Source organism: Desulfobacula sp., assembly GCF_014237455.1.
Taxonomy (GTDB): Bacteria; Desulfobacterota; Desulfobacteria; order Desulfobacterales; family Desulfobacteraceae; genus Desulfobacula.
This window is the reverse complement of the sequence record NZ_JABZFL010000074.1, coordinates 41863-54441: the sequence shown is the minus strand read 5'-3', so window position 1 is coordinate 54441 and position 12579 is coordinate 41863. Positions and strand designations below refer to the sequence as shown.

Genomic DNA, 12579 nt, shown 5'->3' with positions numbered 1-12579 from the left:
AATGGCTGAATAACAATTTTTTGTCAAAAATTCATTCAGGGAATAGTCCGGGGTACTTTTTGAATTTTGAAAAGCCAGAACTATAGCCAGAATTGCTCACTTAAATTTTTTATAAAGAACACTGCAAGGATATAAAATTAATGGAATTTGTCTGGAAATATAGTTGAATCAAAGTTTGAGTTCGAAATTGTCCCAAATACCGGACTTTGCGAGGGATAACTATTCTATATCATCAGATATTAGATCATAAGCAAGGCAGCCACCACAACAATGGCCATGCTTGAAAAGATTACAACTCAAACAAGATGAAATGCGTTTTCGTTTCTTCAATTCTATATCTTTCCTAAAAAAAGTTTTTGGGGAAAGATTGTCAAGGGTTTTGATATCTGCTCTTATATCAAGCTCCGGGCACGGTTGTATAGTTCGTCCATCTGGATGTATATAAAGAGAATTCGATGGTAAACTACAATGTCCCTTCAATCTGCTTGTTTTTACCAGAATTTTTATTTGTTCCGAATTAAAGATGCAGAGTGGTGTCGCTCTAGATATTCGAGTCGTGATTGATTTTGATGCCAATTTTGTTACTAGTTCATATATAATATTGCCAATATTGGGCATTGGTTTAGCAGGGAACCGGCACGATAGTGACACTGAATTTGCATACTTGCATGCTAACGACACAGCATCCTCAATGTTAAGCTTTGTAAATTCTTCTCCAATATTAAAACGAAGGACTATCCTAGATTTGTGCTTATATTTTTGAAGATTTTTTAGAAAAATTGATTGTAGTGTATCACTCCAGAACGAACTAGCGTTTATAAATAAGCTGTTAGGAAAAGCTCCCAACGGTGTTATACCATTGGTGAAAACTGATACATACTTATTTTTATTCTTCAATACTAAGATGGCCTCATTGATAAACTTCCATTGAGTAGGCTCTCCACCAATAATGCAAAATCTATTATATCTCCACATCAGAGACTTGCAAACACCAATGAAGTTTGGCCAGTCTAAATCATAGGGGAACTCTGAAGCATACTTGGCGGAGTAGCATTGCTCACATTTCAAGTTGCATCTATATGTTGGCGCAATGTACGCAGGCAAGTAACACTCTCCATGTAGAATTCAAAATTTTCATTATTATTTTGGGCAATCATCTGGGCAATCATCTGGGCAATCATCATCTGGGCAATCATCATCTGGGCAATCATCATCTGGGCAATCATCATATGGATAATCATCATTTGGGCAATCATCATATGGATAATCATCATTTGGGTAGCTTAAGCGCAGCCTTTTATCGGGTAGAGATACTTCTTCTATCGCAAACTTAAATATTAGTTCTTCGTATTCAGTTATATTTAAGCCACAGTAGTGGCAAGCCAGTTCTTCAAGGATCAATCTACTTTTTGTGATTATGAACTCAACACCCCGTTCCCTTTGCCGTTGTACTTTTCTCTTTAGTATGGCTTTTTGTTGGCATGATGGGCAGGCCACAATTTTATCTATACTTCTTACAATATAATCTTCGGTGTTTTTCTTCTGGTCTCGCTCTTGAGGTGTAAGATCTTCGAAATAGTGATTTTTTGCAATCTCGACTTTCTCGTAAAAACTACTTTTTGTTTGGCTGTCTATCGACTCTTTGAACCTGCTTAATGAGGCTACAATTCCTGCCTTGAGAAACAAATCGATTTCGAGACCCATCTCTTTTATCAGTACACTTATATATTCAAAAATATGAACAATCAGTAAGATCTTTAACTTTCTGTGGCTAATCTGGTATTCGAAATGAACGCACTTATTCCTAAAATGGTTTAGCTTCTTTAGATGTACTGAATATTGTTCAGGTAATTTGGAAAAATTAGACAGTCTAGTTTGGCATTCTGCATAGTTTATAGTGTTTGAATCTATGGTAATTTTATTCACTGTATCAGTTCTGTCAATTAAAAGAGATGTGTAATTTATTTTTTGGTATATCAATGCTCTGTTTTTTTCCATTAGATATATTTTCATAAGCAACTCAACTCCATTATGCACTGATACTATCGAATTCCTGTAGTCGATTGTTGTCTTTGCTCGAATTAAACTTCCATAACCAAAATTCAAGCAAAGCATTGCATTTGTGCGTATATCAATGGGGTTAGACATCTTTTTATATCTCCAGGTTCTCTGTCTTTACTCCACAACAAACAATGCAGAGTGAGCAAGGCTGGGTTATAGGAACTGCATTTATATCCCCAATCCTTTTAATTGGGTTGACTATAGTTTAGGAATGAAGAAGTTGTCAATAATATCATCAAATTGGAATCTCGGTGCACATCCCCGCATATTCTATAAATTCGAATGACCATACAAATTCAAAACATGGTTTAAGTATTCCGTATCAACATTTTTAATGACCTTCGAAGCATTTCAGCAAATCAACTTTTGTGAAAATATAATTTATTGCGGAAAAAATGTCAAAATAACCTTTATTGGAGAAAAAATATACCGATACTCATTCTGAAATGGTGTTGACTTTGTCTATACATCCGTTGTTTTTTTTAATAATTTATTGATCCAGATTTTAGCCAGTAGTCAACGCTTAACGATTTCATCACTCATTCACATTTTGCCCCGGTGTGAAAATGGGAGATCCGAAAATCTCCCATTTGTCAGATTAAATTTCTATACAATAGAAGCACCTTTCCCAGCTATGTCAGCTATCTTATCAAGGACATCAGTAATTTTGTCTATTTTTCGAACGATGTCATCTATATCATCCGACTTTTCTTTGGCCTTTTTAATGACCGATTTTAGTTTTTTTGAAGATCTTTCAATATTCTCAACTTTCTTTTCCAACTCGCTGAATGTCAGGTCATCTTCGAGGTCGTCGAGGATAATGTAAACATCTTCCAACTCTTTTTTTGCAGGGTGGTCGGCATTGGCTTTCCGAATCTGAACCTTTTTTTTCAAAGACCTTATATCATCCAAAACCGTTTTAATTTCTTTATTTACCATTATAATACCCTCCTATCAGGAATTCTTTTTATCAAGTTTTTCTTTAAAATTTTTGGCAGCCTCAACTTCCTCAACCAAGGTTTCAATAATCTCAATGGTATCTTTTAAATCCGTCTTTTTTTCTATCTTTGTTATCAAAATCTTATGGGCTTTTTGCAGATTTACAGCCGCATTTTTCGATTTTTCAACTAAAATTAGGACGGATTCAATTCTTTCAAGTTCTTCAGCCACCCATATGGCCGTGGACAAAGGCTGTTTATATCCTGAAGTTTCGTACCACGTCTGCAAATCGTCTTTTTCCGCTTGTATAATGTCCAGGCTATTTTCACCGGCATACATTTCCAGAAGCTCTGTTATGGCGTTCATGATTTCTTCAATCGCAGGGTCAGCTTCTGTAACTGCCATTTTAATCGCCTTGTGCTGTCTGTTTTTAATGTATATCGAACTAACACCTCTCAGAGTGGCTGCAATCAAACTACCAAAAGTTGTCAATGAAGATTTCGAAATTTCATTGTATTCTTGGATTGAATGATCCAGCTGCGATCCCAATTTTTCCAAACTCGCCTGTGTATCTGCTGTGTAGGTGTCTGAAGAAAGTTTATCAAGGATAGCTGAATAGGAGCGCAATATTCCGCATGCATTGTCTGTTCTTTTTTCCAACCCTGTAAGCCTTTTGTGTTTTTCAATACCTTTTTCAATGAAGCCAAAGGCATTTTTCCCATCCACTGAACTGGATGCGTTTGTAAGCTGGTTATGAAAACTCAGATCTGCATGAGAATTAATAACTGCTCCTGGATAATCACTGTATGAGTTTGAAGCGGAAGAGAATTTTTTAATTTCTGTTACTTGAGACTCAGTCAGAAGCCCAACACATCCAGATAAACAAAATGTTAGAAGAAGGAGAATGATGAGCAGTGATTTAAATTTAATACCGTTTTTCAATTCATTTACTGTTACAAAGTCAATCATTTTTTACCTCATAATAAAGAATTAATAGAAGTGGTCTCTGTTCTGTTCCATGCCGAGACCAAAACATGGTGCCGTAGGCACTGATTCAGGTTAACTATGCCTTTTCATAGATTGGAATTTTCCAAGCTTTGAGGCCATAGTCTTTAGCCCAGATTTGAGTTCCATCCTTGGTATATCTCCAAGCTCGGAAGATGAACCCAATAATCCGACGGCCTTTAGATTTATGATCCATAATCTAAATTCCTTATCGAGGATTTTTTATTGACAAATTGGTCTCAGAGTGTAAATAATGACTTTACGGACATTGTAATTTAAATACACAATGGGCAGCAAACCATTTTCAACTGAATCGTTGAAAATTATTTTTGATATTTCCAGTCCTCACGCCGGATAATATTAAAGCTGCAAATATAAAAAAAGAGCATGGCCAAATGCTCTTTTTTTATTTAAGCTCAATTTTTAATGCCCTGGCTCTCGTCTGAACAAAAGCAGGATTGACTTCAAATATATTTGCCATTTCTCTTGCACTAACACCATCATTAACAAGTTTTTTAAAAGTAATAGCAGGCATTAGCAGTGCACCTGCATATCTCCATGCCTGCCATTCCGGATTTTTAAATAAAGGAATATCGCTTTGTCTATACATTTTCAAAGAAGCGTGATCATCATCGTGTATAGATCTCAATATAGCTTTCTTTAATCTGAATTCTGGGACATGTATTATTGCATGACCTATTTCATGTGCCATTGTTGATCTCGCGAAGTATATATCTGGCTTGGAATTTCCCTCCATAAGTTTTGCTGAAATAACACATTCTTTTTTATCTGAATCTGTAAATCCATGAATTCCTACTGGCAACTCGCGATAATCGGGATCTATTCCCGTAAGCTTTTTTAAATCCAGATCAAAAAATGATTCAATATCAAAAGAAGATGGTCTCTTTAGAGCATCTGGTTGAATCCTCATGATTAGCATTTGAGCATCCAAATCAATTCCAGCTCCGCTTTTAGGTTTAGCAATAGGAACCATGTTTCCCAAATTATTGTCTCCTTTTTCGCTCAAGTTGTTTTACAAAATTCATAAATTCATCAACCTGATCAGCATCGATATCTTCATCAACTCTTAACAAAGCACCTGATAGGTTGGGCTTTAGCATTATATTGCTCGATAGATCTTTTGGCATCTTTCTTTTAATTACCGATGCCAATCCTACAAGACTGCCATCCAGAATTCCTAAAAATTCTTCAATTTTCTGGACCAAATCAAGCTTTGGTGGATTTTTCCTGTTGTGTTCAATATCAGACAAATATCCCACCGACAGATCTACATGTTCTCCAAGTTTTCTAAGCGTGATCCTTTTGGCTTGCCTTGCTTTTTTTAATGACCTGCCAAAATCAATCATTAGAGCCTCCTTTTTGTTTTTATTTATTAATTTATACACATTAGCGTATATCATAAAATCAATATAGTTATTAAAATTAAGCTTGTCAAGGTTTTTACGCCAAAAAAAGAGAAGATAAATACTCCTATATTTGCGTAAATTTAATTTTGATCCTTCAGCTCTTAAATTTCTATAACTTCGTTTTCCTCTTTCCCTTTATAAATCAACCAATACAAAGATTAGAATGCCTACAAGCGCTGCTGTTATAATCGAAAATAGGCCCATTTCGGAGATATTAATCTTTCAGCTATAAGCTCTGATGATATTTTGGAATTTATGACCAAGGTTGAAATTATTTTCCTTCAATAAGTTGAATCTCTTCATCATCAAGGCCATAAAGTTGATAAACAAGCTGATCAATTTTGTTTTCCGCTGAAGTGGTATCTGCTCCCGGGTTGCCTTTTTTTGCTTCGATAATTCGATCAGCAAGATCGGTTATTCTTTCTCTCAATTCTTTTTGTTCATCAAGGATTTTCGGGATGGGAATCCGGCCGAAATATTGCCAGATAAGCTGATACCCGTTTTGAATGGCAGTGCAATATTGAGAAATAAGCCACCAGCCGATTTTAGAGTTCAAAATTGCCAAAAGGACTTTGTCGTCTTTTGGGATTATCCACATAGAATTGTTACAATATAATCCTTGATCGTCATAAATGAAGCATGGCTTGACCTGAAAAACTTGATACATAATTTTGTTTTTTTCAAATTCCCGCCAATACGCTATATTATCCTGGATTTCAAACCATTTGTTTCCTGTTTTTTTTCGACTCCCTTTTGAACCTGATTGTTCAAGTCTTTTTTCACCAAAAGTAAAAAAATAATCTTTTATGGCTGGATACTTATCAATATTGATATCTAAAACAGGAAAGGTGCCAATCAGCCAAAGATTATCCTGATTTGTGTACCATTTTTTTATTGTCCTGCCTCTCAATACCGGCTTTAATAAATCTAAGTTTTTGGGATCTGTTGACAACAGGTTTTCTTTTATGCCCTCTCCTATGATAAATGCCTCTGTTAATCCAGTTACAACACCTCTAAATGACTTTCCATCCACATAGTCAGCTAATGAAACACAGTAACTGTTTAACTTAGAAAGCAGTTTTTGATCCGGCCCTGAGCTGACAATCCATGTTGCATCGCTAAGTTCACAAATTTTCATTTGATTGTTTATCGATTTTACATAATTTTCAAATCCATCTTTAAATAAAAGAGTCTTTACAGGAGCGGAATCAAATGCCGCATCATCTCCACAGGGTTTGTTAATTGCCGACAGGATGCAGGGGTAGGTGGTTGCCTCTTCAAAAACCTGCAAATCACCGAAATCGATTATTTTTTCCAATCTGTTTTCAAGGAAAAAAGCTCTGAGAGGCTTCCCATATCCCGCCTGCATCCATTTATTCGGCATGATATAACAAAAACAACCTGTTTTTGTTAAAATCTGAAACCCCCGCTCAACAAAGAAAACGTACAAATCCGAAGTACCTGTGTAAGTGATGAAATTTGATTTGAGATAGGGTTTTTGATTCTTGATCGCTTCCTGTCTGATATATGGCGGGTTGCCAACGACCACATCAAACCCTTCAAATTCACCATTATCATTGAGAACTTCCGGAAATTCAAAACGCCATTCAAAGGCATTTTCGTATATCCGGTTGCTTTTGATTTCTTCTATGGTATTTTCAATCTGAGCGATTTCTTTTTCAAGTTTTTCAAGTTTCTTCTTTCTCTCCTTTTCTTCAGCTTTTGTTCTTTCAAACAATTCCAATTGCTTAACAAGGTCTATCTGCGCTCCTTTGAGTCTTGCGAGCCTTTTTACTCTGGGATCATTTTTTGTGATTTCGCTTTGAAAGTTGGATTTAATTTCTGCGATCAGGGCCTCCATTTCCCTTTTCTGATCTTTGCTTTCAGCGTTTTGGTAGGTATGAACAGCCTTTTTGTATGCATTGATACTCAACTTGCTTTTTTTCAGAGCTTCCTTCAAATCCGAATCAAGGGGATATCTGCTGATAAGGGAATTACCGCATTTAATATTGATATCGATATTAGGGAGGGTTTCAAGTTCGGAAAACCTGCTTTCCGCAGTATAGTAAGCGCTTTTTAACAGTTCGATCCAGAGTCGCAGCCGACAGATCTTGACAGAGTTGGAATTTATATCCACTCCAAAAAGGCAATTTTCTATTAATCCCTGCTTTTCATGAAAAAGGGTTTCCTGGATACACTGAGATTCCTTGTTTGACGGTCTGTATTCAAAAAACAGGTTTTCATCATCACTGTCTCTTGTAACAATGAGTTCATCATTCACAACCGTAACGGAATATTCAGTGATTTTTTTTCCATCTCTGTCCTGAAAAATCCCCAGGTCATATTTGATGGCGATCAGTTCATTTAAGGCAGAAACAAGAAAGTGGCCGGAGCCGACAGCCGGGTCGCAGATCTTTATGCTGTTGATAATTTCATTTGCCTCTTTCCTTGGCGTTTTCCTGCCTTCAGGGTGGATTTTTATATACTCATGCAAATCTTCTCTAAGATCTTCAAATGACGAACAATTCCAATTTTTGACACGATTAAATTTTTGAATAACGGCCTTTCTCAGCGTGTCTTTGCACATATACATGGTGATAAAACCAGGGGTAAAAAAAGATCCGTCCTTGTAACCATTTATTTTCTCAAAGATAAGCCCCAGAACAGAGGCATTGATAAGAGCCTTATTGTCTTCCTGGATTTTCTCAGCTCCTTCGCTGCTGAAATCATAAGCGTCCAGAAATTGGAAAAGATATTCAATTGCTGTTATTTCGCCTTTTTTCTTTTTCCCTTTTCGGTCTTTTAATATCGTAGAAGAAACAATTGATAATTTTTTATCATCCCTTAGATTGCTGATTGAAATCGTTCTCTGCTCTAACTCAGTCGGCTCAAAAAGGGAGCTGTTAAGATAAGGGACTTTTCCAAATTGATTCTTTACATCCTCATTTCTTTCGTTTGGCCTTCTGGCTAGCACACTGAAAAACAGGGTATTGAGATCATCATAATCCTTAATTTTTTCAATGGTCATAAAGGCGTATTCTTTGTTGCCGTTATGATAATTTATTATCTGGGCTTCAAGCAATTTAAGGAAAAGGACTCTGTTGATCCATGTGATGGACAGTTCAAGTGCGACATTAAAAAGTTTTTCCTGAAAAGACTCGCCATATTTATAAGGCGTTTGTAATCTGTAAATTTTCCCCATTGTATCTAATTGTACAATGGCACTTTCAATTAATGCTCCTTGACTGCGGTTTGATTGCTCTTCCCTCTGTATCAGTTTTTTGCCGGTTTTTTTTATTTCAGTGAGTCCGATAATATGAAGCAGTTCTGAATAAAAAGACCGGTCAAGGCTGTTATTGTCGTTTTTGAAAGGAAGTTTTAATAAATGCTGAGGAGAAAAAAGTTTAAAAAGTGCAATGAACTTATTATCATCTTTTTTGTCACTGTTTCTAAGCGCTTTTTCATACTCCTTTAAGTTAAAATAAGTAAAGCTGATTTGATTTTGGACGGAATCGATAAACGGCTTTGCTATCTCGGAATAAAAAAAATCAGTGGTCCTGCCTGAAAGGCTGCCTCCATCAAATGACTTGAATTTTTTTAACAGCCCCTTGTCCGCTGAAATAAGCTTTTCAAAAATATTGGCATCAAAGATAAACCATTCATAAACATTGGTTATGATAAGGTGCTTTATTTCGATGTTCTTTTCCTTAAACCTCTCCTGTAGATAATAAAAAATAAGTTCCTGAAGTGCTTTGGTGTTAAGCTTGCCTTTCTGGGCCATCTCTTGCCTGTTGGATGGATTCTTTGCCTCGATTATAACCCCGGCACTGGCTCTGGCATCTTTCCCGTTATGAATTACAAGGTCTTTTCTGTCCTTGGTATTGATAAAAAAATCGGGGTGGTAATAGGTGATTTTAAGAAAATCAGAAATAAGATTTTTATGAAATTCTTCCGACTCGCTCTCATGGACTTGATCCAGCAGGATCTTAACATTTGTTTTAAATTTTTCAATATCGCTTCTAAGAGGCTTTATTTTTAAAAAGGCTTTGTTAAGAGCTTGTTTTGGTCCAAGAATATCAACTGCCATATTTCACCTCAATTAAGTCAGGAGAGTTCTTTGGAAAAGGGATAATTACAAACCTTCCATGACTATGTTTTTTCACAACCGATAGCAGTAAACTATCTCATAATTTATCAAACTACAAGACTGATCATCCATTATTTGGGAGAGGACATCATCAAATCAATCAAGATTCTATTCAATTTTAATTGGAGACAAAAAGTAAGGAATATCCATTCTGATATGGTGCGGACTTTGTCTATTATGGTTTTCCAACGTCTCTGAATTTAAAAGCCAGGACTAATAGAAGTCCCGGGCTTTCTGAATCAGAACCAGACCACAATATCTGTTGCTAACACAAGCCTGACATCAGAATTAAAATAGAGTAGCGTTAGATAATCTGATATTCCAATCAAATGCTGCCACTTTCAATAAATACTTTTATACTTTCAGGTATTGATTTAAAAAGACAAGGTTGTTTTTAATATTTAAAAAGTTGGGGTTATTGAGGTTATCAGGAAATTAACAAACCTCTTTTTTTTAGAAGGGGGACAGGATCCACGATATGCCGCGGGAACCATTTTTTCTGGTCTTCGGCTCCCAAAGCCATTGAGAGCAATTCGGAAAAATGAAGGATCGGGATGGGATTTTCAAGCGAACACCGGATTTCAAGATTCAGGTGGCACATGGAACAGGCAGTTACCATACACTCCGCTCCTGCTTCCATTGCCCTGGATATAATTTCATTCACAACCTTCTGGGCAATCTGAGGTTTTGCAACAGACAGGTATGTGCCGCAGCACCGGGATCCATACCCGAAAGAGATGAGGTCAGCCCCAAGTGTTGCAAGGGTCTTTTCCATGATCCCGTAATAGCTTTTTTCAAATCTTAAATCCGGCGGCATGGAAAGCATGCAGCCATAATAGGGTGCAACCTTCAATTTTTTCAATTTTTCTTTAGGACGATCAATATAATCGTCAATGCGAACCCGATTAAGAATTTCAAAAAAATGGATGATTTCAAGATCTTCATCAAAGGGTTTCCCCCATAGATCTTCATATTCCTGTTTTAAAGTCTCATCCCCTTTAATTTTTAAATACATGGACTTGATACGGATAAGGCAGCTTGGGCAGGCGATCATTAACGGGATTCCCTTTGGAGCCAGGGAGATATTTCTCATGGGAAGCTTTTCTGCCACATCCCGGTCAACGCTGTGGGCAGATGATGATCCACAGCAATTCCAGTCTTCAAGCTCCTTCAGTTCAATATTCACGCTATCGCAAAACTTCAATAAGGACAGGGTATTCTCATGCCCGGATGCTTTGAGCGAACACCCCGGAAAGAAAGAAAACCTTAATCTGTCGGACTGACGGCTGTTTTCATTTGCCTTTGAAGATTTTTTCAATCGCTTTTTCATCCTGAACTTTTGACGGTGTTAAATCCAGTTTTCTTTTTTTCAACATTTTAAGGCCCACCCCCATATCACTGAAAAGATCCATCTTCTTGAGCTTATACCGCATCATGATCTCAAGTTTATGGGTTCTGCCGTATTTTTTTACCGTGTTCAATACTTCGTTATGAAAATTTAACACATCAGGTTCTGCAATTTTGATCCCTTTTTCAATGGCTTTATGTCGAAGTTCATCCATAACAGCAGATATGTCAATCGCCATGGGGCAATAACTGCTGCAGGTATTGCATCCCACACAGATCCAGATGGTGGAGCATTTTAAGGCTGTTTCTTCAAGGCCCAGCTGAATAAGGCGAAGCACAGCATTGGGGGCATAATCCATGCCCTCTAAAAACGGACATCCGTTTGCACAGGATTGACAGTGCAAACAGGCACTAAAATTAATCCCTGATCTTGTCTTTATTTCATCTGCAAACGCATCCTGTTCGTTGTCAAGGGTTATCATATAACTTTCCCGTCTTTCCAGAAGGGCGACATATCTCTCAGCGTTTGAATCACAGGCACGAGTGTTGTAATAATGATATCCATTTCTTCTTTAGTATTATAATGAGACAAAGAGAATCGAATAGATCCATGGGCTGATTTAAAGGGCACTTTCATAGCCATAAGCACATGAGAAGGTTCTAAAGAGCCTGATGTGCAGGCAGAGCCCGAAGATGCACAGATTCCATCACGGTCCAGCATCAACAGTATGGATTCTCCTTCCACGGCATCAAACCCGATAGATAAGGTGTTTGGAAGCCTCTGCTCAAGATCCCCGTTAACCGAAGACCCGGGTATTGCCTCAAGAATACCTTTTTGTAAATAATCCCGAAGTTCCCTGACTTTGGTATTCATAACGGACAGATTCTCACGGGCAAGCTCGCAGGCCTTTCCAAGCCCGATAATGGAAACGGTATTTTCCGTACCACCGCGTCGTCCTTTCTCCTGGTGTCCGCCGATCAGATAGGGTGAAAACTTAAATCCCTTTTTTATATAAAGGACACCAACCCCTTTAGGTGCATGAATTTTATGCCCGGAAAGTGACAACATGGTAACACCGCACTTTTTCACATCAATGGAAATTTTACCGGCGGCCTGAACCGCATCGGTATGGAACAAAATACCTTTTTCACCGGCTTTTTTTGCAATATCTTCTATGGGGAACATGACACCGGTTTCATTGTTTGCCCACATTAATGAAACAATGGCCGTGTTATCCGTCATGCTGTCATACAGCAGATCAAGATCTAAAAGTCCTTTCTCATCAACCGGAACAAATGTTACCTCATAGCCTTTTGTCTCCTGGAGATGCTGATAAAGCTTATTAATGGCAGGATGCTCCACTTTGGAAGTAATAATATGTTTTTTTTCAGGAAAGGCGTTAATGGCTGAAAAAATAGCTGAATTATCACTCTCTGTTCCGCAGGAAGTAAAAACAATCTCATCCGGATCAGCATTGATCAAATCGGCCACCCGCTGTCTTGCCTGTTTGAGTTTTTTGTCTACCTTATCTCCAAAGGTATGCATGGAAGACGGGTTGCCATATAGTTCCCCAAAATAGGGAAGCATTTCTTCTATGACTTCATCAGCGACTTTTGTTGTTGCATTATTATCTGTATAGACTATTTTCATTG

10 protein-coding genes are annotated in these 12579 nt (G+C 37.3%); all 10 read right to left on the bottom strand.

The annotated features are described in order from the left end of the window. Window positions 1–219 precede the first annotated feature (219 nt). The 10 genes from HGJ91_RS16525 to nifS all read right to left on the bottom strand — a co-directional run bounded on the left by HGJ91_RS16525 (window position 220) and on the right by nifS (window position 12577). Window positions 220–1104 (bottom strand): radical SAM protein, encoded by an 885-nt coding sequence (locus tag HGJ91_RS16525; protein WP_367142598.1) that lies wholly within the window; start codon window positions 1102–1104, stop codon window positions 220–222. Window positions 1105–1140: 36 nt separating this feature from the next. Next, complete coding sequence (locus tag HGJ91_RS10820; protein ID WP_291347762.1) at window positions 1141–2148, bottom strand: hypothetical protein; 1008 nt, start codon at window positions 2146–2148, stop codon at window positions 1141–1143. 519 nt (window positions 2149–2667) lie between these two features. Next, window positions 2668–3000, bottom strand: a complete 333-nt coding sequence (locus HGJ91_RS10815; RefSeq protein ID WP_291347761.1) for a hypothetical protein — start codon at window positions 2998–3000, stop codon at window positions 2668–2670. Window positions 3001–3015: 15 nt separating this feature from the next. Then, the gene (locus HGJ91_RS10810; protein WP_291347760.1) at window positions 3016–3969 is read right to left on the bottom strand and encodes a hypothetical protein; all 954 of its coding nucleotides are present in this window, start codon (window positions 3967–3969) and stop codon (window positions 3016–3018) included. Between the two features lie 442 nt (window positions 3970–4411). Next, complete coding sequence (locus HGJ91_RS10805; protein ID WP_291347812.1) at window positions 4412–4999, bottom strand: ImmA/IrrE family metallo-endopeptidase; 588 nt, start codon at window positions 4997–4999, stop codon at window positions 4412–4414. A 10-nt stretch (window positions 5000–5009) separates the two neighbouring features. Next, window positions 5010–5372: a helix-turn-helix transcriptional regulator gene (locus HGJ91_RS10800; RefSeq protein ID WP_291347759.1), complete on the bottom strand. Its 363-nt coding sequence runs from the start codon at window positions 5370–5372 to the stop codon at window positions 5010–5012. Window positions 5373–5703: 331 nt separating this feature from the next. After that, complete coding sequence (locus HGJ91_RS10795) at window positions 5704–9519, bottom strand: Eco57I restriction-modification methylase domain-containing protein (RefSeq protein ID WP_291347758.1); 3816 nt, start codon at window positions 9517–9519, stop codon at window positions 5704–5706. 487 nt (window positions 9520–10006) lie between these two features. Next, window positions 10007–10897: a heterodisulfide reductase-related iron-sulfur binding cluster gene (locus HGJ91_RS10790; protein ID WP_291347757.1), complete on the bottom strand. Its 891-nt coding sequence runs from the start codon at window positions 10895–10897 to the stop codon at window positions 10007–10009. Further along, the gene (locus tag HGJ91_RS10785; RefSeq protein WP_291347756.1) at window positions 10872–11408 is read right to left on the bottom strand and encodes a 4Fe-4S dicluster domain-containing protein; all 537 of its coding nucleotides are present in this window, start codon (window positions 11406–11408) and stop codon (window positions 10872–10874) included. The genes HGJ91_RS10790 and HGJ91_RS10785 overlap by 26 nt, the downstream gene beginning before the upstream one ends. After that, window positions 11405–12577, bottom strand: a complete 1173-nt coding sequence (nifS, locus tag HGJ91_RS10780) for a cysteine desulfurase NifS (protein ID WP_291347755.1) — start codon at window positions 12575–12577, stop codon at window positions 11405–11407. The genes HGJ91_RS10785 and nifS overlap by 4 nt, the downstream gene beginning before the upstream one ends. Window positions 12578–12579: the final 2 nt, after the last annotated feature.